Source organism: Streptomyces sp. GD-15H (assembly GCF_045291515.1).
GTDB lineage: Bacteria > Actinomycetota > Actinomycetes > Streptomycetales > Streptomycetaceae > Streptomyces.
In genome coordinates this window covers 3,356,009-3,378,802 of record NZ_CP149447.1, presented here as the reverse complement: position 1 = coordinate 3,378,802, position 22,794 = coordinate 3,356,009, and the positions used below count along the sequence as shown (strand labels likewise).

The window sequence follows — 22,794 nt, the reverse complement described above, 5'->3', positions numbered from 1 at the left end:
ATAGCGGGCAGGGGACCGTGTTCACGGGCTTCGGCCCGGCGGTTTCCAAGACCGCCATGCGGAAGATGAGCAAAACGGTGTGGTCATGGAGGCTGCACCGCCACACCCCCTCTCCGAGCAGGACCTCGCACGATGGCTCAACCCCATCGTGTCGGGATGGATGAACTACTACGGCCGCTTCTATCGGTCGGAGCTATATCCCCTGCTCAGGCGCGTCAACGTCTACCTGGTTCGCTGGATGAGGAAGAAGTACAGACGGCTGAGGACCTTCACCAAGGCGCATGCGGCCTGGAAGCGCACAATCCGCCAGTACCCGCGTTTCTTCGCGCACTGGCGATGGGTCCCGGAGTGCTGACGGAGAGGTTGAGAAGAGCCCGGTGACGGGAGACTGTCACGCCGGGATCTGTGGGAGCCCGGAGGTGAGATTCCTCCGGGCCACCCGACCCGCGTGCTTGTCTGCAGCCGGCGCCGTTCTGTCCACCTCGGCCCTGCGCTTCCTCGCCACGAACTGGCGGCACGTCGCCGTGAACAAGACATACGATGGCGCCGCCTGCCCGTCGGACGACAGGCGCTGCTGATGCCGGCCCATCTGCGCTGCGGTCGCACTCCCCCAGCCTCCGGCCGAGGGTACCCCCGATCAACGCCTTGGAGTTCTGTTGCAAGGGCACATATGGATTGATTGGCGCCTGGTGGGCTTCGCCGTCATGTTCGCCGTAGGTGCGCCGGGACAGGCGACCGTGGCTGACATTCCGGTGATGGCGCGGATCGTGCTTTCTGTGATCGGACTGATCGCCTGGTGGTGTCTCTTCCGGTGTACAGCGGATACATGGGGCAGTCGAACTCTCTGCCGGAGTGGTGCCGCACCCGTCCTGATGCCATGGTTCGTCTTCACCAGCTCGTTCTATACGCACGGACTGCTTCTTGGTCTCGCCTGGCGGGACTGTCACGCCGATGAGCCCGGATTCGCCATGCTCCATGTCCTGATCAGCGCAACAGTCGTGGGAGCGGCAGGAGTTGCGACCTGGGGAGCGCTCCTGCACAGGGCGGAGGGGCGTCGGCCTGTCACGCCCGCCCTCGGAGCGGCGGCCTTGGTGGTGGCCCTGCTCTGGCTCGCGATGGCGGTCTGGAACCTGATGACGGGCCCCCTGGAAGGACTCTGCGGGGCGACCGGTGTCCCCGGCTGGCGGCCGTCGATCCTGCTCGTGGGCTGACCGGCTCAGCGGCATGACCCTGAGGACGTATGGCGAGTGAAAAGGTTGTACCGGTTTCCGCAGGACCTCATGTGGGATTCCGCACGTCCGTGACCCGTAATGCCTCCATGGCCGGATCCGCTTGATCTGATGGGGGACGGGCGGGAGCTCTCCCCGAATCGAGTGGAGGGGGAGCGGTCCTGTGAGTGATGTGAGTGATCGACTGCCGTGTGCGGAGGACATGCGGACCTGCGCGGGGGCCTTTGTCGGTCGCGTCACCGCCCGCAAGCGGCTCCCGCTGGACTACTCCGTGGCCAGCCTCCGCCTCGTCGACTTCCTGGTCGACGGGCTGCGCAAGGACGGCGTGGACGAGGCCCGGGTGAGCGGTGCGTTGTTAGGGCTCGGGGCGTACGTCGGTGAGGTGCTGGTCCGCCGTGCGGACGCGCAGTGGGTCGACTTCGACGCCGACCAGCGGGCCTACTTCGGGCAGCCGGTCGGCGTACGGATGCCGGACGGGCGAGTGTGGAACCCCCTCGGCAAGGTCCGCAACTGCTTCACGGCGGGCAGCTCACAGGAGTCGCTGCGCACCTTCTACCTGACCCTGCACGGACGGGGCCGGCGTGCCGCCGCCTGACGCCACCCGGTCGCAGTCGGCACGTCGGTGCCGTCATCGACCCTGACCCCGTAGCGCCCGCACCCGGCCGCCCACCACTCGGGTGCGGGCAGGGAACTCCGCGTCAGCGCACGTCCGCCGGAAGCTCGATCTTCCCCTGGTACGGGCCCTGGTTCGCCTCGCTGACCTTCTGCTCGAACGTGATGTCCTGACCGTTGTACGGAATCAGGAAGCCGAAGTCGAGACGGTGGCTCTCGATCCGGTACGACGTCGCGTCCAGGACCAGCACCTCCTCCAGGCCGGAGAGCGTCAACTGCCCGTCCTCGACCGGGACGCCCGCCTGACGGAGTTGCTCGGCCGTCGGGTCGAACTCGCGCTTGGCCTTCTTCGCCCACGCCCGGTCCTGGACGGCACTCAGCTTCTGCTTGCCGCTCACGACACGGAGTTCGACCGTGCCGCCGCCCTCCGTCTCGGTCACCTTCACCTCGCCGTCGGCAGCCTGCGCGTACATCCGGAACTCGTCGACGACCGCGATCGGGTCTTCGACCTTGTTCCGCATCTCGGGATCGGCGGGAGACACGGCCTTCCAGCCGGCCGCGCCTTCCTTCAGATACCCCGCGTCGCCGACGACGTAGAGTTCCTCGGTCTTCTTCGTGCCCTTGCTGCTGGTGCTGACGCCTTGCGAGTGCAGTGCCGCCCGCCCGGCGGCACGCCGGAGGCTGCCCTCGTAGGTCGCCGCGCTCTTCTGGCCCTGGAGCGTCAGTCCTTCCTCGCCCTGCACGGAGAAGGTCCAGGCGGGTTCCTCGGCCATCGCCTTCTCGGCGAGGTCGAGGAAGTCCTCCGCGGTCTCGGGCGGTGCGGACGGCTCGGCCGCCAGAGACGACGGCACCGTCACGTCGGGGCTCCCTGCCCCGACCTGCTCCTCCGCCGCCGCGCCGCACGCGGCCAGCGTGAGGGAGACCGGGAGGGCGAGCGCGGCGGTGCGTCCGGGACGAGTTCGCATGGACCTTTTCCTTACGTCACGACGGGGCGCGGACTGTACAACAGCGCCCACCCCTTGATCACCCCGGCGGACAATCCCGGCATCCGGTGGCGCCATGCCCGGCGCCCGGGACCTTCCCCGCGTATTCCCCAACGGGGTGTCACTGCCGGTCCCCGTTGCCGTAGCTCACGACCCAGGGGAAGCTGATCGCCGCCGACGACGCCAGACATGTGCGACCTGCCCGATGCCCCGGCGCCTCGCACGCCAGGTCGCCCGTACTGGGTGCGACCAGCCGGTGGACCGCCGAAAGGATTTCTTCCAGGCGGAGTTCTTCCCGTTCGTCCATGCCCGTCATCGAAACGGACGCCACTGACATGGGGGGCTGACGGTCGCGACATGATGTCGCCCGTGACGAACAGCAGGGACCTGATCCCCACCCGGATACCCGGATACGACGGCGACCCCCTCACCCACCGTCCCGAACTCCTCGACGAGCGGCTGTTCTGGCTCGGGCATCTCGTCTCGTGCGCCGACGGCAGCGAGGGGGACTGGAGTTGCTGCTCGGCGCCGACTACGAGGCCGTCGACGACTTCCACCGCAGCCTGCACGAGCACGCCGACTGGCCCGCCTTTACCGTCCCCCTCGTCGGCGGCCACCGACTCCACGTCGTCTACCGCGCGTTCCAGGGCGAGTCGGGCACCGACTACCTGGTGCACCACCCCGACTGGGACGGGGCCGAACTCCTCGCCATGGACGAGGGCCACTTCATGGGCCCCGCCCTGTCCTGGCCCGAGTTGCTCACCGCGGCGGACAACGGTCTGCCCGGCGGCTCCACCACCGACCCCGACGCGCGCCTGATGCTCCTGCTGCCGGCGCTGGGCGACGACGACGTGCCCGACGACCACGCCACCGAGCGACTGGCCTCGGCGCTACGGGCCCTCGTCGGCGTCGAGGACCCCGAAGCGCTCGCCGCCGCACTCGTGGAGAGCCAGGGAGCACCCGGGCCCGCCACCTGGTCCACGCGAGGGGACGGGGTCCGCATCAACGACGGCGAGTACTCCTACCGCAACCCCGCCAACCACTTCGCCCTGCCGCCCGCCCGGCTCGCCCGGGTGTCCGCCGCGCTCGCCTCCTGACGGCCGCGCCGCCAGCTCGCACCACACGGTCTTGCTGCCGGGCCCCTGCGTCACGCCTCGCCGCAGCGCCAGCGCGTCGAGCGGGGCGAGCCCCCGGCCGGACTCGTCGTCGACGGTGACCGCCTCGCGGAGGACGGGCAGGGCACACGGGTCGGGGTCGGTGACCTCCAGCCGCGTACGGCCGTCGTCACAGGACACCCGCACGGTGACGGGGACGCCCTCGCCGAGGTGGCGGATCACGTTGGTGACGAGTTCGCTCGCGCAGAGCTGGACGTCGGTGCCGTAGTCGCGCAGGGCGCGGCGCACGCCGGACACGGCCGCCGGGGTGGCGGGCAGTTCCAGTGTCAGGGACGGTCGCATCACGCGTCCCCCTTACGGAGGGCAGCGGTCAGGGCGCGGGCGGTGAGGAGGTTGCAGTTGCCGAGCGCGATCAGCGGTCGGGTGGGGTGGCGGGCCGCGAAGGCCGGGATGTCGATGCCGAGGGACGGGAGCGTGATGCCGTGCGCGGCGAGCGCGGCCCGCAGCTCCTCGACGCAGTCGTCGGCCGAGGTGGGGTGGTGGTCGTGCATGGGGGAGTTCACACCTTCCAGTGCGCTGTGTGACGAACCACTCACACTCTGCCGCCGGATTCCGTAGCGTGACAGGGGTTCGGGCTCCCGGCCCTGAGCTGCGCGTATGCCCGCCAGGAGTGGGTGCGGGCCGGGGAACGCCGGGCAGCGGGCGGTAACGGCACACCAAGGACGGTGAACGATGGGGCAGCGCAAGGACATCGACGGCTCGACGGGCGTCCCGACCTTCTACGGCAGCGAGTTGCGGTGGAAGCGGGAGGAGGCGGGGCTGACGCTCCAGCAGCTGGCCGAGGGCAGCTTCTACGGACCGAGCCACCTCAGCGAGATCGAACGGGGGACGCGCCGGATGCCGGCGGAGCTCGCCGAGCACGTCGACAAGGTGCTCGGCACGGACGGCTTCTTCCGGCGCCGCTGCGAGGACGTGCGCAGGGCGAAACGGCGGGGGCACGCGAGCTACTTCGAGCGGGTGCTGGATGCGGAGAAGCACGCGGAGACCATCGAGGAGTGGTGCCCGACGCTGATCCCGGGGCTGTTGCAGACGGAGGCGTATGCGCGGGCGGTGACCCGGTCTGCGCACCCTCTGGCGCCGGACGAGGAGGTGGAGGAGAAGGTGTCCGCCAGGCTGACGCGGGCCCGGCTCTTCGAGGACAACCACAAGGCCCCGGAGTACTGGGTGATCCTGCCCGAATCGTTGCTGCGTCAGCCGATCCTGCCGCCGGAGCAGAACGCCGAACAATGGGAACGCATCACGGAACTGGCGCGGCGCCATCGGATTGTTTCCCAGATTCTTCCGTGGAACTGCGGGCCGCACCCGCTCATGCTGGGCACGGCCATGGTCATGACCTTTGCCGACGCCCCACCTTTGATCTACACGGAAGCCCAGTACAGCGGAGACACCATCGACGATCCGGCCCTCGTGAAGCAGTACCGCAAGGCATACGATCGGCTCAGGGCCGCCGCACTGCCTCCGGAGGCGTCCCTCGCCCTGATCGAGCAAGCGGCTGAGGATGACCGAAATGGCAAGCAACGCGATTGACTTGAGCACGGCTGCCTGGCGCAAGAGCAGCTACAGCAACGGCGATGGCGGCAACTGCGTCGAGGTAGCCGAAGCCTTCCCCGGCGCCGCCCGCTGGCGCAAGAGCATGTACAGCAACGGCGACGGCGGAGACTGCCTCGAAGTGTGCGACGCCCACACCGGTGTCGTCCCCGTGCGCGATTCCAAGGTCCCCCACGGCCCGGTCCTCACCATCACGGCCCCGGCCTGGACGTCGTTCGTCACGTCCCTCAAATAGCCCGCGTCAGTGCTGGTTCACCGGAAAGACGGCCGCAGGATCGCATCGCGCCGGGCAGGCCGGCAGAGAGGGCCCCGGCGGCCCCTCAGGCTGCGTCGGTGTCGTGAGCGGTGAAGGTCACGTGGGTGTCGTCGTTGTCCAGGGCGATGTTCAGCGTCGCGTCCAGGGCCTTTGCCAGCTTGGCGAGAAGCGGCAGCGTGGGGACGGTGTCGGAACCCTCGATCCGGGAGATCTTGGCCTGGGTGAGGCCGGCGCGGTCGGCCAGTTCGGTCTGGGTGAGCCCGAGCTCCGTCCGCCGGTCGTACACAGCCTTCGCCAGTGCCATGGACAGGCGGATCCCGCGCCGCGCCTCGGCCACGTCCTCCGGCTCGGTGAGGCCCTCCGCGAGCTTCCGTTCGCGCAGGCTCTTCCAGCGGCTGTGGCTCATTGCTCCACCTCTCCCTCATCGACGGTACGAATGAACTCCTCGTGGGCCGGTTCGTGTTCCGCCTCGCAAACCTTCTGCGCGAGTTTCGCGCGCCTGACCTCGGCGTCCTCCCGCATTCTCGTCTTGCGGAAGACGGTCAGCAGGACCGCGGTGCGGTTCGGGGTGAGCCAGTACGTGAGGCGTATGGCAGCGCCATCAAGCGTCGGGCGGAGCTCCCGGACTCCGTCGCCGAGGTAGCGGGCGTAGGGCTCGCCGAGGTCGGCAGCGTGCTCCGCCAGCAACCCGACATACTCGTCGATCTTGAGGAAGTGCTTGGCCGGCAGGGCTTCCAGCCAGTCCCGCACTTCGGGTTCGAGCTCGATCGCGAAGAGCCATCCACGCCGCAACGGTATATGTCGCTAACAGCATAAGCAAGGCGGGATGCGGGACTCGCCTTCCGGGAGGCCGATGAGTTCCGCTGCGGCATTCAGGACGGCTCGCGCCCGGCGGTTGCCCTTCCACGCGATCGCCGGCGGGGCCCCGCGTACCGGCACGAGCTTGTCGACGACGTACCGGACGGGCCCGGTACGGTCCCGGCATGGACCTCTTCGCCGCTGACCGGTTGCGACTGGTCGAAGCCCTGCCACCTCAGCTGTCGCCGGAGGACCGGCGCGCCATGGATGATGCCTGGGATGCGGCGGTCCGGGCCAACCCGACCCTGTTCGACGGGCCGGTGGCCGGGTGTACGGGCCTGGAACACGACGCACGTGACGGCCTCGTCCTGACCTGGGTCCGGGCGACCTACCGCTTCTACGTCCTGCGCAAGCTGCCCGGCGCGACCGTACGGCTGCCGTCCCTGTTCGTGTCGGTCGCGCAGCCGACGGACGACGGGCGACTGCTGGTGGGCCGGATGGCGTCCTGGACGACCTCACCCGGTCGCTGGCAGCTCCCGGGCGGTTCGGTCGAGCCCCCGCCGGACGGCGCACCCCTCGACCTGGCCACCCTACGCCACCACGCGGCCCGGGAGCTGGCCGAGGAGACCAGTGTCGACACCCCTGCCGACGACCTCACCCCCTGGCAGGTCACCCGGGGCGCGAACGGCAGTGTCGGCGTCCTGTTCCAGGCCCCGCCCCGCCCGTCGGCATGGTTGCACGACCGCTACGCAGCCCTCACGGCAACCGAGCGCGCCCTCGGCCGCACCCCGGAACTCGACCGGCTCGCCCTCGTCCGCACCCCCACCGACCTGGCGGACCTCACCGGCCCGCACGTGTCCTACCTGGCACCGGTGCTCCGCCGCCACGGCGGGATTTCCCACCGCTGACCACCTGGACGCGACAGATGTGAACCGCAGGTGAGCGAGCCGGGGTTGTTTGTGGAGCGTCCGTGATCCTTCCCCCACCGGGCACAACCCCCGCCACACCTTGATCGTCATGCATGCGGCCCCCCACGCCTCACTTCTGTCCTTGAGACTGGAGCAATCTTGCGCACACGCACCCTGGCCGTCGCCCTGGCGGTCGCCACGGCCGCCGCGGGCCTGTCCCTCACCCTCGCCCCCACGGCGAGCGCGGCCACCTCCGCGGCCGACGACTTCAACGGCGACGGCGTCGCCGACCTCGTCGTGGCCACTCCCCACGCTCCCGTCGACGGCCACATCGACGCGGGTTCGGTCACCGTCCTGTACGGCTCCGCGGACGGCGTCTCGCCCGCCCGCTCGACCACCCTCACCCAGAACTCCACGGGCGTCCCCGGTGACGCCGGCTCGCACCACCTGTTCGGTGCCACGCATGCCAGTGGCGACCTGGACACCGACGGGTACGCCGACCTCGTCATCGGCGCGCCGGGCGAATCGGTGCGGTACAGCGGCGACTACGGCACGGTCACGGTGCTGTGGGGCGGCCCGAGCGGCCTGACCGGCGACGGCGTCTCGATGGTCAGCCCGTACGCCACCAGCGAGTGGTCCTCCGAGAAGGACTACGGCAAGAAGGTCGTCGTCGCCGACCTGGACGGCGACGGCGTCCCGCAGATCGCCACGCTCAGCCGCACCAACCTGTGGGCGTACGACAACCTGGTGGGCCGCACGGCGCCCACCGATGTGGCGCGCTTCTACAACTACAACGCCTACATACAGCCGCGCACCCTCACCGCCGCCGACTTCACCGGCGCCGGACGCGCCCAGCTCGTCGTCACCGGGCCGGAGAACTGCGACGGGACGACGGGCGGCTGCCAGCACACCGCCGTCTACACGTGGAGCGACAGCGGGCTGCAGGAGTCCTGGCTGCCGGACCCGGGCGGCGACGACTCCGGCGCGAACGAGGCGCCCACCGTCTCGACGGCCGCCGGGGACGTCGACGGCGACGGCTACGCCGACCTCGTCACCGGTCACGTCCCCGCGTCGGCGACCACCACGGGCGAGTACCCGGACGCCGCGGGCTTCGTCCACGTCCGCTACGGCAGCGCGCAGGGCCTCGGCGCCCAACGCACCGCCATGCTCGACCAGGACACCGCCGACGTGCCGGGCAAGAACCGGGTCGGCGACAACTTCGGCGCGTCCGTCGCGGTCGGCGACGTCACCGGCGACGGCTACGCGGACGTGGCCGTCGGCGTGCCGGGCAAGACGGTCCGGGATGCCTCGGGGACCGGCGCGACGGTGCTGCTCAAGGGCACGGCCGCCGGTCTGACCGGCAGCGGTTCCCAGGCGTTCGACCAGACCACCGCCGGCGTGCCCGACGAGGCGGAGACGGACGACTGGTTCGGCTCCGCAGTGGACCTCGCCGACGTGGACGGCGACGGCAAGGCGGACCTCACGATCGCGGCGAAGGGCGAGGACGTCACCGAGGGGTCGGTGCGCGACGGCGGCGACTGGGTGCTGCGCGGTTCGGCGGACGGTCTGACGACGGCCGGCGCGACCTCCTTCGGCGCGGAGTCCTTCGGACTCACCTACGCGAACGCCGAGTTCGGCTCGGTCCTGGGCGGCTGATACCCGGCTGGTGTCGGGCAGGGCAACGACCTGCCCGACACCCGTCCGCGCGACGTCACTCGGACGTGGTGAAGCGGGCCCGCCACAGGTCGCGGAGCACCGCGATCTCGGCCATGTGGTGGATGAACTCGAGGTTGGCCCCCGCCAGTACGGCGATGAAGGGGTAGTCGGCGTCGTTGCTGTACGGGTACTGGGAGAAGCCGACCGTGTCGAGTTGCTCGTCGGTGACGGCGCCGACGTCGGTGCGTCAGCGGTCGACCAGCTCCCAGAACCGCTCCAGTGCCAGGGCGGCGGAGGGGGTGAAGTCGACCAGCAGGTTCGGCTCCCGCCGCCGCTCACCGAAGATCCACTCCCACTGGCCCGCGAAGCAGGAGTGCAGGTGCCCCAGCCGCCAGGCGATGGTGGTGACCGGCGATGCGTCGGGCTCCGGCACACCGGTGTGGGCGAGGACCTGCTCGACCCGCTCGACACTCACGCTCCAGTCATCGGCGATCCTGTCGACGGTCATGCCGCCCGCGGCCTGCCGGGCGACCTCGGCGTACTCGCTCGAGGGGATGTCCGGGGCGCCCTTGTCGAGCAGCCACTCGCCCGGTCCGAACGCCCTGGGCGTCGCCGCCTCACCCCGGCGCCGGATCGACCAGCAACCGGGCACCGGCTCCCACAGGTACTCCTCGTCACCGAGCCCCGTCAGCCGCACCTGGGCCATCTCCCTGGCCTGGTCGAACTGGTCGAGCAGGAGCCCCAACCGGTCGGTCCGCACGCCCTCGATCTCCATGCCCGGCCTCCTCGGCGGTCGCGTCTCGCACGCAACACACTGTGCTCAGGCGGAAGTTAACGGATCCCCTCACGGGGCGCGACCGATTTCCTCGCCCCGAAGCGGCGCAGCACCAGCACCACCCGCATCACCACACTTGTCCAGCACACGATGCCGGATGGCCGGAAAGCTCATCCCGGCTCGGGGTTGATCGCGTCGAAGACGACGATCCTCTGCTCGAAGTCGGCATGGAACGCGCCGGAGTAGTGCTCCTGCGTGACGGCGGCCGTGAAGTCCTCGCTTGTCTGCCAGTGCGTACCCGCGGGTACGTGCGGACGGATGTCACTCAGCACCACCGGCGTGCTTGGCTCGTGCCGCCAGGCATAGTCGTCCTTGAGCCTTGCCACGTCAGCGTCCGCGAGCCGAACGACTCCGGACACCCGAACGTCCGAGGGGCCGGGCACCCTTGACGTGTCCTTGCCGAGGATCTCTTCCTTCCAGATCACGGAGGAGAAGTCCCCGAGTTCGGGGAAGTGCGTCCGCACCGGTTGCCTGTCCTGCCTGACGCCGGGATCGGCCGACTGCGGAGCCCGGGTTTCCCTCCCCGGACCGGCGTCCGCCGAATCGGGCCCACGGCCGCACCCCGAGAGCGTGAGCGCGGCCAGGACCAGCGCGGCCAGGAGCGACACCGGGCCGACCCGACGGGACCACTGCCAGCCTTCCGGCCCACCGGTACATTTCGCTGCCATCGTGGTTCTGCCTGTCTCTGGTGATGAAGCGGTGGCTCCACTCGGTTCACCCTCGGAGGGGGAGTGGAGCCACTGAACGACGAGCGACCGTGACTCCATGATCGTGGTGCGAAGCGGTTCGTCGTCGAGAAACACGACGTTTCTTCCCGGCAGCGCGTAACACTCGGAGTGTCCCGCGTCCGCTGCATCGATGACCAGGTCGTCGTCACCGTGGCGGCCCGTCCACGCGTGAAGCCGTGAGACTGGTGTCAGGAGAAAGGGGCCACCCTCCGTCTCCAGCCACCGGCACCCCTCACTCTTCGGCTATTTCCTCAGAAGATGCATTTTCCGATGGCGGTACAGCCCCTCGAACGGGTGCCTGTACCTGGGCGCAGGAAGTGCGCAGCTCCGTCAGGGCGGCCCATGCCGAGCCGGGAGCGAACAGCGCCGTCGACGCGTTCCGCCCGGGGGCGAACAGTACGTAGTGCCTTGCGAGGTAGGACAGGTCACCCCACGGCTCCCGGGTGTGCGCTCGCGCGAGGACCTGGCCGCAGCGCGTACAGGCGATCCACGGAACGACCAGGAGATCGGTCAGTGCCGTGTCGGTCCCGACGGAGGATCCGGGCAACGGGACGGTCTCGGCGTGCTCGATCAACCTCAGTCCGGTGTCCTCCCGGTGATCACCGAGGCATCGGCCGAGACGGGGAGCGAGCGCTGTCCGCACGCCCCAGACCTCGGCCGCCACGGCGATCTCGGCCCGCACGGTCTCGCTGATCGGCACCCGATGGTCCAGAAGGCCGACGACGAGCCGGTCGAGTCCGGCTTCCTGCTCCCCGATGTCCCAGCAGTCCACGAATCCCGCGGCGTCGGCGGGTGGCAGGAGCGCGGCGAACCGACGCCACCGGCTCGCTTCATCGATCACGCGGCCGAGGATATCGGGCGCTGTCGCCCGTCGGGCCGTGCTTGCCCGGCAAGGCGTTCGGACCGCGGGGCCGTCACCATCCGGCTACAACGCCAGGCCACCAGTTGAACTTACTGCTCTGCCCTACTTCGGTATCCACTTCGCACGCCAGGTCGTAGAAGCGCTCCAAACTGTCTTGCAGTTGATCCGGGTCATCCATTTTTTTCAGGGTCCTCCTCGCCGAACACCACCGCCAAGACGTTTCAACGAATTTGCGCGTCGTCGAGTTCACGCAGGAAACCGTTTGATCATCCGAGTGCGGGAAGGCGACCACCGTCCCTTCCCCTTGCAGCACACCGATCGATCTCCCCCAGTACTCACCGAGCCGAAAGGCATGACCGGCCGCGGACCGAATCTCTGGCGCCGAAGCTTCCTGGACGTCACCCACAAGTTGCACCCCGTGACGCCCTCCCTGTACTACAGCCGGAGATCTTGAGGGTCGGTGATCGGCGGGATCGGTCGGTGGTGCGCCCAGGGCTGGAGGCGGTGCGGAAGTGGGTCGCCGCGGCGTCGGTAGTGACTGACCTGGGCGCGGGTCTGGTGCAGGCGGCGCCATAACTCGCAGGTCAGGATGGTTTCGACGGGGTGGTGCGGGTTGAGGCGGGTGGCGGCCAGGCAGTGCCGGATGGTGTGGACGGAGGGCCGCAGCAGTGGTCCGGGGATCAGCCAGTGGCCTCGCTCACGCCGGGGTTGTGGTCTTTTCCCAGGTCGGCCCCCTCTTCCGGCGCAGGATCGGGTTCGGGTATCTGGGCGCGTTGGACGGCCAGGAAGGCGCTGGCGAGCATGCAGGCAGTGACGTGCCGGTGCCAGGGCGTCCACTTGCGGACCTGGTACTGGGCGAGGCCGACGAGCTGCTTGTTGATCTCGTTGTCCTCCTCGATCTGCCGGCGCCCGCCGGCTCGCGCGATGATCTGCGAGACCGTGATGCCGGCCGGGGCGTGGACGAGGAAGTAGGCGACCTCGCGGTGCAGTTCGCCGTCCTTGCCACGCCGGTTGGGGTGCAGTGAACGCCGCAGCACCAGCCAGTGAGTGAAGGTGTCGGCGGGGTCCTCGTCCTTGACGTGCACGGCGAAGGCGGTCCAGTCGTAGAGTCGTTCGCCCTTGGCGCCGTCCCCGCAGGAGCGGCGTTCCCACTGGTCACGGGTCTTTGCGTAGTGCAGCAGGTCGTCGGCTCGCTTCACCGCCGGCTGACGCGGCCTGCCCGGCGGGCCGTCAAGCGGCAGATCGACCGGGACGCCGAAGACGTACGGCGCGCTCTGCCGGTGACACCAGGCGCGCAACTGAGGGTCCCGCCCGTCAGCCGGCGTCCGCCAGGATCCAGGTGAACGGCACCTGCGCCGACCGGGCCTGCTCGAGCATGGCGATGGCCGGCTTGGGCTTGGTGGCGAAGGCGACCTCGTCGGGAATGCCGGCCTCCCGGCAGCGGTCCCGGTCGGTGGTCCAGTCCTCGGGCAGATACAGCCGCCGGTCGATGAAGGCGTGCCCGGCGGCGGTGGCGTAGCTGAGCATCACCATGACCTGGCAGTTGCGGATATCGCCGGTCAGGCCGCAGTGCTGGAAGGCCACCCCGACCGACTTGCTGCCCTTCTTCTGGGCCTGTGTATCGTCGATGACCAGCGACGCATCTGCGTCGCCCAGGTGATCCACCACATAGTCGCGGACCGCGTCGCGCAGCCGGTTCGCATCCCACACCGAGCCGTTGAGCAGCCACTGCATCCGATCCGCGGTCACATGCCCGGCCCGCTCGGCGAGCGTCCAGCCGTTCTTCGTCGGCAGTTCCGCCAGCAGCCCCTCGATGAACTGCGCGAAAACCACCCGAGGCTCCGGCCGGTTGAACAAGTACCCCAACGAACTGGTCAGAACAGACAGTTCGGCGTCCCACTCGGCTATCTGCTCAGCCGTCACATCCAGCATCATGCCCGGTCAACGACGCCCCCGCAGACCGTCACAAGATCTCCGGCTGTAGTACCAGAACGGCCTGGAATTCGGGCACGCCGAGCCACCGGACGGGAATTCCCGACCGGACCGCTTCGCGGAAAAACCGCGAAGCGACGCCTGTCTAATCACGCGTGAAGGGCCGCGTCAATCTCTTTCACATTCCGGTTGATTGACGGATGATACGGAAGGCCGCCGAATTAAACATCGAATTTATGCCCGCTTTATCCGGGGGGTGGACCCGGCGGACCGGCATGCGGTATAACCGCCCGGTTCCGTGCAGGAAGCACGCGCGGAAATCGCGCCCCGACGAAGGCCAGGCCCATGCCGAAAAGCGAGAGCACCGCAGAAGGAACGGAAACAGCCGACCCGGAAGCCACCGGAAAGAATTCAGCCACCGCGGCCCGTGAATCGGCCGAAAGGCGCCGTGGCGGCGACCGGGCCGGCTTCCTCGCCGCCGGCGTGATCCTCACCGCCTGTCTGGGCTTCCTCCTGTACGGCGTCCTCGGCACGACGGGCGACACCGCGCCCGAGCAGTCGAAGCCCTCGACGGCCGCCGTGACGTACCAGGTGACCGGTGAGGGCCACGTCGACGTCAGCTACCTCGCCCGCGGCGAGGAGGGCAGGGCAACCGTCGAGAAGGACATCGAGCTGCCCTGGAAGAAGACCGTCCACGTGCCCCTGGGCCGGCCGCCCACCCTCGGCATCGTCCTCAACGGCACGGGCGGGCAGGCCCGCTGCGCCCTCGCCGTTCGCGGCGCTCACGTCCAGAGCGCCACCGCCTCCGGCGCCCACGGCCGCGCCACCTGCGCCGGCGAACTGCCCGCACCACCCCACGCCGACTCACCGTCGGACACCGACTGATGTGGTCCGTCGCCGGGTTCGTCCACCGGAAGCGCGGCGACTGTGGCCGGGCCTACGACCGCATGAAGGCCGGGAGCGGCACCGTCATCGACAACTACCTCACCACGGGGTCCTGCAACTGATGCCCTCCTCCAACGCACTGCGTCCCGCGTCCTGGGGCGCGGCCCTGCTCCTTGCCGTCCTGGTCACCGGGTGCTCGAACAGTGAGCACCCCCCTGCCGCTTCCTCGCTCCCTTCCCCTGTTGTGCAGAGCGGCACCCCGAGTCCTCCGGCATCTCCCCCAGTCGACCCGGAACCGTCACCGGTCATCAGCTACCTGGGGAAGACGAAGATCGTCACGCTCGGCGACACGGAGATCCGGGCCACCCGCAATGAGATCGGCATCAATGTCGCCTGCAACGTCACCAACACCAGGGACAGGAGCCACAACATAAGGGTCACCGTCAGTGTCGGTAACGGAAAGGACTGGGTGACGACCAACAAATTCGAATTCCAGCAAGTACCCGCAGGGCAGACGGCCTCGGAAACCACCGTCATGGGCGCGTCCTTCGACGGCAAACTCCCGGATGACCCGAAGCTCTACATCGACTCCGTCATTTACTACTGACGTCGTGCGGGTGCGGAGTGGATCGACTTCGACGCCGCCGGCCAGGGCCGTGGGGCTCCGCCGGCGCGAGAAGGGGAAAACGGTGTGGACGCCGCCACTCCACTACCCGAACCGTTTCGGTCGGCCTGGCCTTCATGGCCGTGATGGCCAATACCGGCGCTCAGGCGTTCCATCAGACCACCGATCTTTTGCCAGCATGCCTGCCGTGACGACCACACCTGATCAGCGTCCTGTTGAGGCCACCCTCGACTTCCTGCGTTCCGCGTTCGGGCCCGAGTGGCGTGAGCCTCCCCTCGGCTATGAGGACGTCGCCATCTGGGAGACCGAGAACCGGGTGATGCTCCCGGAGCCGTACAGAACCTTTGTTGCGGAGATCAGCAACGGGTGCAGCCTCGGTCCCGCAGAAGACGGCGGTCTGCAGCCGCTCGGGTGGCTGCCGGAGAGCTGGCCGGACCTCGGTCCGCGGCAGCCGGGAGAACTGTTCCCTCTAGAGGCGGCCTGGCAGTGGGAGGACGACGAGACGGTCGACCCTGAGGACGATCCACGCACCGATGCCGTGTACACCAAGGGGTCGATCATTCTCGGATCGGAGGACGGGCAGTCGTTCTGGGTGCTGGTGACCACGGGGCCCCGCCGGGGCGAGGTCTGGATGGTGGCCGACGTGGAAGCCGGCCCGGTGCCCGGGGATGACGCCTGGGGCTTCGAGCAGTGGGTGCGGCAGTGGCACTCCGGTGACGCTTGGTCGGCCTGAATAACTGCCTCGGGCGCTGTCGAAACACGTGGACAGAGCCAATGGCGCATGCGGCCATCGGGGCGACGGCGACAACCGGTTCCAGCCTTTCTCGGACCGGGACTGCTATGAGTCCTACCGCAGCCCGCTCAGCGCATCAGCGGACGCCGATGCAGGTGTACGAACCCGGGGCAGAACCAAGCCCGAGACAGAACCAAGCCGGGAGTCAGCCGTGTTCCGCCGCCCGTGAGCAGGTGAAAGACCGGCTCGCGGGCGCGCGGGCGAATTATTGACCAACGGATCGAGGGCTCGTCAAGCCCGAGGACATTCAGGGAATTTACCCCCTTGAAAAGCGATCGGTTCGCCCCTTTTGCTCTCTCCGTCGCGTGGCGCGCTCCGCGTGGTGTATAACCGCCCGGTCTGACTTCAGCTGCATGCCGCATCGATCCGTCACACCGAAAGCCGGGCCCTGTTCGTGTCATCGAAGGAATCCGCGAAATCCATGGCATCCGTGGAAAGCGAAGAACCGGAGAGCATGTCCGAGGGGCCGCACCACGCGGAAGCCGAGGGCGGTGTGAAGGCGGATGCGGCGGCGGCCGGCGCCGAAACCACCGGTGCGCAGAACGGTGCGGGCGAGAACGCGGGCAAGGGCGCAAGCGGTGGCGCTCGTCCTCGGCGAGCGGGGCGGCCGGGCGGCCTGCACGCTCGCGATCCACAGCGGGCACGTCCAACGGGCCACTGCGGTGGGTGAGTTCGGCCGCTTTACCGGTGTCGGCGAGCCGCCCGCCAACGACAACTGGTCTTCACGTACAAGGTTCACAAGGGGTGGGCATGAGTCCAAGAGGAACCCGCGCGCGGCGTACGAGAACGTCGAAGCGCACGATGTGGCTGGCGGCCGGGGCCGTGGTCCTGGCAGGCACCGGTGTGACGGCCGTGGCCGTCGGCGGAGATTCCGAGGGCGGCGGCGCCGACGAGGCCGCGCGTCCCGCGCAGGCCCATACGCTGGCGCTGACCGGCAAGGATCCGAAGAAGCGCGAACTGCCGCGCACGGACACACAGTTGTTCTCGCTCGTCGGTGTCTCCTGGGAGGACAGCGCCGACGAGTTCGAGGGCACCGCGCAGATCCGTACCCGTGGTGCGGAGGACGGCACGTGGACCGACTGGCGCGACCTCGATTTCGACATCCGGGCCCCCGAGACGCAGGAGGGTGACGCCGGCGGTGTCCGGGGCGCGTCCGAGCCGCTGTGGGTGGGGCCGTCGGACGCCGTCGAGGCCCGTGTCGTGGCCGGCGGCAAGGAGACCGCCGTGCCGGACGCGCTGCGGCTGGACATGATCGACCCGGGCGAGACGAAGGGCGGCAAGGGCAAGGGCAAGGAGAAGACCGGCAAGGGACAGGAGAACGGCAAGGGGAACGGCAACGGCAACGGCAAGCCGTCCGCCGAGCCCGGCGACTCCGGGACCGCCGCCCCGGACCCGTCGCAATCCGGCGGGGAAACCGAGCCGAGCAGCGCCCCGGAGCAGCCGACCGGACCGTCCTCGGAGCCGGCCGAGCCCCCGGTCACCGAGCAGCCGGCCACCTCCAGTGCCCCGGAGCCCTCCGAGGAGCCGACGCAGGACCCGACGGCCGAACCGAGCGCCCCCGCCCCGAGCGAGGAGCCGACCGCCGAGCCCAGCAGCCCGAGCGAGGAGCCGACGGCGCCGGAGCCCTCCGAGGAGCCAACGCAGGACCCGACGGAGGAGCCGACGCAGGACCCGACGGAGGAGCCGACGCAGGAGCCGACGGCCGAACCGAGCGCCCCCGCCCCGAGCGAGGAGCCGACGGAGGAGCCCACCGCCGACCCGACCACCGAGCCCACGGCGGAGCCGAGCACCCAGCCGGACCCGGCCGAGTCGACGACACCGTCCGCTCCCGCCGCACCGGCGGTCGTCAGCCGTGCCGACTGGGGCGCGGACGAGTCGCTCGTGACGGACCCGCCGTCGTACCTGGACAAGGTCGACGCGGTCTTCGTGCACCACACGGCCGGCACCAACAGCTACGAGTGCGCCGATTCACCGGCCATCATCCGGGCGATCCTCACGTACCACGTGAAGACCAACGGCTGGAGCGACATCGGCTACAACTTCTTCGTCGACAAGTGCGGAACGGTCTTCGAGGGCCGCGCGGGCGGCACCGACAAGCCCGTCCGGGGCGCCCACACGTATGGCTTCAACGGCTCCTCGGCCGGTGTCTCGCTGCTCGGTGACTACGAGAACGGCGGCACTCCGACGGCCGCGGCCAAGAAGGCGATCGCCGACGTCTCCGCCTGGAAGCTCGGCCTGCACGGCGTCGACCCGGAGGCGAAGGTCACGCTCACCGCGGCGGCCGACGCCAAGGGCTGGAAGAACGGCGACAAGGTCACGCTGAACGCGATTTCCGGCCACCGCGACGGCTTCGCCACGCTCTGTCCGGGTGTCGCGCTCTACTCGGCGCTGCCGGAGATCCGCCGCACGGCGGGCGCGTCGGAGTACGCGGGCTGATCCCGCGGGCGCGAGTCGATCCGCGGGGAAACGGCGACGGGGCGTTCCGGGCGGGCTGTCCGGAGCGCCCCGTCGGCGGTGCGCGGTGCGTGGCGCCCGGTCCGCACGTCGCTGCGGTTGCGCGCGGACCGGGGCCGTCAGGGAGAGCCCGGTGGGGCTCAGCGGGACGCGAGTGCGCGCGGCTCGAGGGCCGCGGTGTGCGCGTCCATCCGTTCGGCGGCCAGAATCGCGGCCACCGTGTCGGCGCGGGACGCGGCGACGACCAGGGCGCGGCCCGCGAGGGCGTGCGCCTGTCGGTGCAGGGCCGTGGCGTTCGCCTGACGGCCCTTCGTGGTCGCCGACGCACGGGCCGGCGTACGTCCTCCCCGCAGGCGGGTCACCTGCTCGGCGAGCCGCTCGGCCGCGGTGTCCAGATCGGCCGAGGGCGCTGCGGCACGCAGCTCGTCGGTGACGGCGAGCAGCGCGGCGAGACGACCAGCGAGCTGGATGTCCAGCTCTTCCTCACGGGAGCGGTGGGGGAAGTCGTGGGGGGTGCCGGCCATCGTGCGGTGGACCGACTTCCTGCGGATCGGTTCGTACATGGATGGCCTCCTGAGCGCTCACAGGAAACCATCCTAGCTTGGATTTCGTCTAAAGTTGAGTTGTTCACAAGATCGGACAGTGTGGGGACAGAGGGTGAGCGGGTGCCCCCCGTCAGAGCTGGCCGTAGCCCTCCAGGAAGCGGGCGATCCGGCCCACCGCGTCCCGCAGGTCGTCGGTCGACGGCAGGGTCACCACCCGGAAGTGGTCGGGCTCCGTCCAGTTGAAGCCGGTGCCGTGCACGACCATGATCTTCTCGCTGCGCAGCAGGTCCAGGACCATCTGCCGGTCGTCCTTGATCTTGAAGACGTTGGGGTCGAGGCGTGGGAAGAGGTACAGCGCCCCCTTCGGCTTCACGCAGGTCACGCCCGGGATCTGGGTCAGCAGGTCGTACGCCGTGTCCCGCTGTTCGCGCAGCCGGCCGCCGGGCAGTACCAGGTCGTTGATCGTCTGGCGTCCGCTGAGCGCCGCGACCACTCCGTGCTGGCCCGGCATGTTCGCGCACAGGCGCATGTTCGCCAGGATCGTCAGGCCCTCGATGTAGGAGTCGGCGTGCGCGCGGGGACCGGAGATCGACATCCAGCCCACCCGGTAGCCGGCCACCCGGTACGCCTTCGACATGCCGTTGAAGGTGAGGGTGAGCAGGTCGGGGGCGACGGAGGCGGTGGGGGTGTGGGTGGCGTCGTCGTAGAGGATCTTGTCGTAGATCTCGTCCGAGCAGACCAGCAGGTTGTGGCGGCGGGCGATGTCGGTCAGGCCCTTGATTATCACCTCGTCGTACACCGCGCCGGTGGGGTTGTTCGGGTTGATGATGACGATCGCCTTGGTGCGGTCGGTGACCTTGCGTTCGATGTCGGCGAGGTCCGGCATCCAGTCGGCCTGCTCGTCGCAGCGGTAGTGCACCGCCGTGCCGCCCGACAGGGAGATGGCCGCCGTCCACAGGGGGTAGTCCGGCGCGGGGACGAGCACCTCGTCCCCGTCGTCCAGCAGCGCCTGCATCGCCATCACGATCAGCTCGGAGACGCCGTTGCCGATGAAGACGTGTTCGACGTCGGTCTCGATGCCGAGGGTCTGGTTGTGCATGACGACCGCCCGGCGCGCGGCCAGCAGCCCCTTCGCGTCGCCGTAGCCGTGCGCCGACGACACGTTGCGGAGGACGTCCTCGAGGATCTCGGGCGGGCACTCGAAGCCGAACGCGGCCGGGTTGCCGGTGTTCAGCTTGAGGATGCGGTGACCGGCCGCTTCCAGCCGCATCGCCTCCTCGAGCACCGGGCCCCGGATCTCGTAACAGACGTTGGCGAGCTTGGTCGACTGGATCACCTGCATGCTGGGAGCTTACGACTCGGTAATGCCCCGCGCGCCGTGTCATCCGCCACGTGAGACGCGCCGGCTCGGGTGGTTATGTCCGTCCGCTGTCCCCGCGGTCGCCCACCTCCTTACAATCCACGGCCATGTCCCAGCCTTCGCAAGAGGCCCGAGAGGGGTACGGCGCTCGGGAGTCCCAGGCTCCGCCGAACGTGTACCTCCCTCCGGCCGCCCCACCCCCGGCATACGACGCGTACGCCGATCCGGCGACCGCCCACGGTTGGCGGAACGCGTACGACGAGACCCGCGAACTGCCACCGGTGGACGGTGACCCGCCCCGCCCCGGGGAGCCGGTGGGGGGTGACGCCGAGCCGGGGCCCGGTTCGGGTGTGGGGTCGAAGGAAGGCGAGGAGGGCGCGGCCGTCAGCCGGTCCGGCGCCGGGGGAGCCCGCCGGGGCACGGGCCGGCACGCCCGGCGCCCCCGCGGCGTCGGGTCCGGCGGTTCCGGCTCCGGTTCGGGCTCCGGCTCCCGGCGCTCGCGTCGGGTCGTGGTGACCGCCAGCGCGCTGGGGGCCGTGGCGGTGGCGGCGCTGATCGGCGGGTTCTCCCTCTCGGGCTCGTCGTCGGGCGGCTCTCCGGACACGGAGGACGGTACCCGTCCGGCGGCGGAGGACACCGTGCCCACCGGACCGGGCGACGACGGCCCTCTCGCCACGAGCGCGGCCCCCACCGACGACCCGCCGTCCGGTGCGGAGTCCGCCGGTGAGGAGGACTCCCGTGCCCCCGACCCCGGTGAGGAGGACTCCCGTGCCCCCGGTGCCGGCGTCGGCGCCCCCGAGGGGGACGGGCGGGCGGACGACGTGCCGTCCGCGCCGTCGGCCGGCGCCTCCACCACCTCCCCACCGACCCTCCCCACGCCGACCGCCTCCCCTTCCGCCGGTCCGGGAGACCCTGGCTCGGACAACTCCCGCGACCATCCCGGATGGGGTCAGGGAGGCCCGAAGGGACCCAAGTAGGCACGGGTTGCCGGGCGGGCGGTCAGCGGGGAGACCTGCGGACCGCCCGCCCCGCCAGCACGTCGGTGCGCCGCCCGTCCTCCCTCACGAACTGCCCGTCGACCAGCACGTACGGGATGCCCACGGGGAGAGTCCGGGGCTGCTCGAAGGTGGAGCCCGCGGCCACCGTCCGCGGGTCGAAGAGCACCAGGTCGGCCTTGTACCCCTCGCGGACCAGCCCGCGGTCCGCGAGCCGCAGCCGGGCGGCCGGCCGCGACGTCAGGTGCGCGACGCACTCCTCCAGCGACAGCACGCCCAACTCCCTCACGTAACGGCCGAGGTACCGCGGGAACGTGCCGTACGCGCGCGGGTGCGGCTTGGCGCCCTGGAGGATGCCGTCCGAGCCACCGGTGTGCACCCGGTGCCGCATGATCGCCCGCACGTTCTCCTCGTGGCCGACGTGCTGCAGGATCGACGGGGCCAGCCTGTCCTTGAGCAGCAGCTCACGCGCGACCACCCAAGGGCTCTCACCGCGCAGCCCGGCCGACTCCTGGACCGTGCGGCCCACGTACTCGCCCAGCGCGGGGTCGCCCACCCCGGAGATCTCGATGGTGTCCCACTCGATGGGCACCCCGTGGCAGCCGTCCGAGCCGGTGACCTCCAGGTGGTGCCGGATCCGCTCGGCCGTTTCGTCGTCCGCGAGCCGCCCGAGGGTCTCCTCCGGGCCGCCCTCACTCGCCCAACTCGGCAGCACGGCGGCCAGCGTGGTGCTGCCCGACGTGTACGGGTAGGTGTCGAGGCTGATGTCGGACCCGGCGGCCAGCGCCTCGTCCAGCAGCGCCAGCAGCTCGGGCGCCCTGCCCTTGTTCACGCCGAAGTTCATCGTCGCGTGCGCCAGATGCAGCGGACAGCCCGCCTCCCGGGTGAGCGCCACCATCTCCTCGTACGCCTGCAGCGCGCCCGCGCCGTAGGAACGGTGGTGCGGGCAGTAGTAGCCGCCGTACCGCGCCACCACCCGGCACAGCTCGGTGAGTTCGGCCTCCTCGGCGTACATGCCGGGCGTGTACGTCAGCCCCGACGACATGCCGACGGCGCCCTGCTCCATGCCCTCCGCGACCAACTGCCGCATCCGGTCCAGTTCTCGGGGAGTCGCCTCCCGGTCCTCCCAGCCGACGGCGAGCGCGCGCACCGTGCCCTGCGGGATCAGGTACGCGGCGTTGACCGCGATGCCCCCATCGAGCCGGTCCAGGTACTCGCCCACCGACCGCCAGTCGAAGTCGATGTCGTCCCCGCCACCGTTCCAGCCGGCGATCGCCGAGCGCACCTCGCCGAGCGTGCGGTCGTCGACCGGCGCGTACGACAGGCCGTCCTGGCCCAGTACTTCCAGCGTGACACCCTGCGCCACCTTGGCGCTGTGGTCGGGGTCGCGCAGCAGCGCCAGATCGCTGTGGGCGTGCATGTCGATGAAGCCGGGGGAGAGGACCAGCCCCTCGGCGTCCAGTTCACGACGGGCCTTGGGGCGCTGACAGCCCGCTGCCGCCGCCTCCTTCACGATCGAGACGATACGGCCGCCGTCGACGACCACGTCCGCGCGGTACGCGTGCTCGCCGGAGCCGTCCACGACATCGGCGTCCCGGATGACGAGCTCTTCCAT

27 protein-coding genes and 3 pseudogenes are annotated in these 22,794 nt (G+C 70.0%); 15 read left to right on the top strand and 15 right to left on the bottom strand.

Annotated features, from left to right (window positions below; genetic code table 11):
- The first annotated feature begins 85 nt into the window (after positions 1-85).
- The 4 genes and pseudogenes from WJ438_RS15670 to WJ438_RS15655 all read left to right on the top strand — a co-directional run bounded on the left by WJ438_RS15670 (position 86) and on the right by WJ438_RS15655 (position 1,824).
- Positions 86-355, top strand: a complete 270-nt coding sequence (locus tag WJ438_RS15670; RefSeq protein WP_406725809.1) for a group II intron maturase-specific domain-containing protein — start codon at positions 86-88, stop codon at positions 353-355.
- A 97-nt stretch (positions 356-452) separates the two neighbouring features.
- A pseudogene (locus WJ438_RS15665) lies at positions 453-602 on the top strand (IS5/IS1182 family transposase); the annotation flags it as partial.
- Between the two features lie 270 nt (positions 603-872).
- Complete coding sequence (locus WJ438_RS15660) at positions 873-1,211, top strand: hypothetical protein (protein ID WP_406725808.1); 339 nt, start codon at positions 873-875, stop codon at positions 1,209-1,211.
- A 181-nt stretch (positions 1,212-1,392) separates the two neighbouring features.
- Entirely contained in the window at positions 1,393-1,824 is a 432-nt protein-coding gene (locus WJ438_RS15655) for a hypothetical protein (RefSeq protein WP_406725807.1), read from the top strand.
- Between the two features lie 103 nt (positions 1,825-1,927).
- Here WJ438_RS15655 and WJ438_RS15650 read toward each other — a convergent pair whose 3' ends face one another.
- Positions 1,928-2,806 (bottom strand): hypothetical protein, encoded by an 879-nt coding sequence (locus WJ438_RS15650; RefSeq protein WP_406725806.1) that lies wholly within the window; start codon positions 2,804-2,806, stop codon positions 1,928-1,930.
- A 139-nt stretch (positions 2,807-2,945) separates the two neighbouring features.
- Positions 2,946-3,131 (bottom strand): hypothetical protein, encoded by a 186-nt coding sequence (locus WJ438_RS15645; protein ID WP_406725805.1) that lies wholly within the window; start codon positions 3,129-3,131, stop codon positions 2,946-2,948.
- Between the two features lie 178 nt (positions 3,132-3,309).
- On the opposite strand from WJ438_RS15645, the gene WJ438_RS15640 reads away from it, so the two are divergent.
- Complete coding sequence (locus tag WJ438_RS15640) at positions 3,310-3,921, top strand: hypothetical protein (protein WP_406725804.1); 612 nt, start codon at positions 3,310-3,312, stop codon at positions 3,919-3,921.
- A gap of 36 nt (positions 3,922-3,957) precedes the next feature.
- On the opposite strand, the pseudogene WJ438_RS15635 reads toward WJ438_RS15640, so the two are convergent.
- Both WJ438_RS15635 and WJ438_RS15630 read right to left on the bottom strand, forming a co-directional pair.
- A pseudogene (locus WJ438_RS15635) lies at positions 3,958-4,281 on the bottom strand (ATP-binding protein); the annotation flags it as partial.
- Positions 4,281-4,490 (bottom strand): hypothetical protein, encoded by a 210-nt coding sequence (locus WJ438_RS15630; protein ID WP_406725803.1) that lies wholly within the window; start codon positions 4,488-4,490, stop codon positions 4,281-4,283. The gene WJ438_RS15630 and the pseudogene WJ438_RS15635, both read right to left, overlap by 1 nt.
- Positions 4,491-4,671: 181 nt before the next feature.
- Here WJ438_RS15630 and WJ438_RS15625 point away from each other — a divergent pair, with 181 nt between their 5' ends.
- Entirely contained in the window at positions 4,672-5,526 is an 855-nt protein-coding gene (locus WJ438_RS15625) for a helix-turn-helix domain-containing protein (protein WP_406725802.1), read from the top strand.
- The gene (locus WJ438_RS15620) at positions 5,507-5,782 is read left to right on the top strand and encodes a DUF397 domain-containing protein (protein WP_406725801.1); all 276 of its coding nucleotides are present in this window, start codon (positions 5,507-5,509) and stop codon (positions 5,780-5,782) included. Before WJ438_RS15625 ends, WJ438_RS15620 begins: the two co-directional genes overlap by 20 nt.
- 85 nt (positions 5,783-5,867) lie before the next feature.
- Here the strand turns inward: WJ438_RS15620 and WJ438_RS15615 are convergent, their stop codons facing one another.
- Entirely contained in the window at positions 5,868-6,209 is a 342-nt protein-coding gene (locus WJ438_RS15615) for a helix-turn-helix domain-containing protein (RefSeq protein ID WP_406725800.1), read from the bottom strand.
- Entirely contained in the window at positions 6,206-6,595 is a 390-nt protein-coding gene (locus WJ438_RS15610; RefSeq protein ID WP_406725799.1) for a type II toxin-antitoxin system RelE/ParE family toxin, read from the bottom strand. Before WJ438_RS15610 ends, WJ438_RS15615 begins: the two co-directional genes overlap by 4 nt.
- A 191-nt stretch (positions 6,596-6,786) precedes the next feature.
- Between WJ438_RS15610 and WJ438_RS15605 the strand changes: the two genes are divergently transcribed.
- On the top strand, positions 6,787-7,509 hold the full coding sequence (locus WJ438_RS15605) for an NUDIX hydrolase (RefSeq protein ID WP_406725798.1): 723 nt from the start codon (positions 6,787-6,789) through the stop codon (positions 7,507-7,509).
- A 159-nt stretch (positions 7,510-7,668) separates the two neighbouring features.
- Complete coding sequence (locus WJ438_RS15600) at positions 7,669-9,165, top strand: FG-GAP repeat protein (protein ID WP_406725797.1); 1,497 nt, start codon at positions 7,669-7,671, stop codon at positions 9,163-9,165.
- 55 nt (positions 9,166-9,220) lie between these two features.
- On the opposite strand, the pseudogene WJ438_RS15595 reads toward WJ438_RS15600, so the two are convergent.
- From WJ438_RS15595 to WJ438_RS15570, 6 genes and pseudogenes are all read right to left on the bottom strand, one after another.
- Positions 9,221-9,940, bottom strand: a pseudogene (locus WJ438_RS15595) (DinB family protein).
- A gap of 170 nt (positions 9,941-10,110) precedes the next feature.
- Positions 10,111-10,947 carry a hypothetical protein gene (locus WJ438_RS15590; RefSeq protein WP_406729700.1) on the bottom strand — a complete coding sequence of 279 codons (837 nt, stop codon included), beginning with the start codon at positions 10,945-10,947 and terminating at the stop codon, positions 10,111-10,113.
- Between the two features lie 13 nt (positions 10,948-10,960).
- Positions 10,961-11,569, bottom strand: a complete 609-nt coding sequence (locus WJ438_RS15585) for a hypothetical protein (protein ID WP_406725796.1) — start codon at positions 11,567-11,569, stop codon at positions 10,961-10,963.
- A 73-nt stretch (positions 11,570-11,642) separates the two neighbouring features.
- The gene (locus WJ438_RS15580) at positions 11,643-11,996 is read right to left on the bottom strand and encodes an SUKH-4 family immunity protein (RefSeq protein ID WP_406725795.1); all 354 of its coding nucleotides are present in this window, start codon (positions 11,994-11,996) and stop codon (positions 11,643-11,645) included.
- Between the two features lie 274 nt (positions 11,997-12,270).
- Entirely contained in the window at positions 12,271-12,789 is a 519-nt protein-coding gene (locus WJ438_RS15575) for a hypothetical protein (RefSeq protein ID WP_406725794.1), read from the bottom strand.
- Between the two features lie 115 nt (positions 12,790-12,904).
- Positions 12,905-13,513, bottom strand: coding sequence for an IS701 family transposase (locus tag WJ438_RS15570; protein WP_406725793.1), 609 nt, complete (start codon positions 13,511-13,513; stop codon positions 12,905-12,907).
- 354 nt (positions 13,514-13,867) lie between these two features.
- Here WJ438_RS15570 and WJ438_RS15565 point away from each other — a divergent pair, with 354 nt between their 5' ends.
- The 5 genes from WJ438_RS15565 to WJ438_RS15545 all read left to right on the top strand — a co-directional run bounded on the left by WJ438_RS15565 (position 13,868) and on the right by WJ438_RS15545 (position 18,261).
- Positions 13,868-14,407: a hypothetical protein gene (locus WJ438_RS15565; protein WP_406725792.1), complete on the top strand. Its 540-nt coding sequence runs from the start codon at positions 13,868-13,870 to the stop codon at positions 14,405-14,407.
- Entirely contained in the window at positions 14,407-14,529 is a 123-nt protein-coding gene (locus WJ438_RS15560; protein ID WP_406725791.1) for a hypothetical protein, read from the top strand. The genes WJ438_RS15565 and WJ438_RS15560 overlap by 1 nt, the downstream gene beginning before the upstream one ends.
- Complete coding sequence (locus WJ438_RS15555; protein WP_406725790.1) at positions 14,529-15,014, top strand: hypothetical protein; 486 nt, start codon at positions 14,529-14,531, stop codon at positions 15,012-15,014. Before WJ438_RS15560 ends, WJ438_RS15555 begins: the two co-directional genes overlap by 1 nt.
- Positions 15,015-15,219: 205 nt before the next feature.
- Complete coding sequence (locus tag WJ438_RS15550) at positions 15,220-15,765, top strand: SMI1/KNR4 family protein (protein WP_406725789.1); 546 nt, start codon at positions 15,220-15,222, stop codon at positions 15,763-15,765.
- 810 nt (positions 15,766-16,575) lie between these two features.
- On the top strand, positions 16,576-18,261 hold the full coding sequence (locus tag WJ438_RS15545) for an N-acetylmuramoyl-L-alanine amidase (RefSeq protein WP_406725788.1): 1,686 nt from the start codon (positions 16,576-16,578) through the stop codon (positions 18,259-18,261).
- A 158-nt stretch (positions 18,262-18,419) separates the two neighbouring features.
- Here the strand turns inward: WJ438_RS15545 and WJ438_RS15540 are convergent, their stop codons facing one another.
- A complete protein-coding gene (locus tag WJ438_RS15540) occupies positions 18,420-18,842 on the bottom strand; it encodes a hypothetical protein (RefSeq protein ID WP_406725787.1) in 423 nt (140 codons plus the stop codon).
- A gap of 112 nt (positions 18,843-18,954) precedes the next feature.
- Complete coding sequence (locus WJ438_RS15535) at positions 18,955-20,166, bottom strand: pyridoxal phosphate-dependent aminotransferase (protein ID WP_406725786.1); 1,212 nt, start codon at positions 20,164-20,166, stop codon at positions 18,955-18,957.
- Positions 20,167-20,291: 125 nt separating this feature from the next.
- Here WJ438_RS15535 and WJ438_RS15530 point away from each other — a divergent pair, with 125 nt between their 5' ends.
- Positions 20,292-21,161 (top strand): hypothetical protein, encoded by an 870-nt coding sequence (locus tag WJ438_RS15530; RefSeq protein WP_406725785.1) that lies wholly within the window; start codon positions 20,292-20,294, stop codon positions 21,159-21,161.
- 22 nt (positions 21,162-21,183) lie between these two features.
- On the opposite strand, the gene WJ438_RS15525 is transcribed toward WJ438_RS15530, so the two are convergent.
- Entirely contained in the window at positions 21,184-22,794 is a 1,611-nt protein-coding gene (locus WJ438_RS15525; RefSeq protein WP_406725784.1) for an amidohydrolase family protein, read from the bottom strand.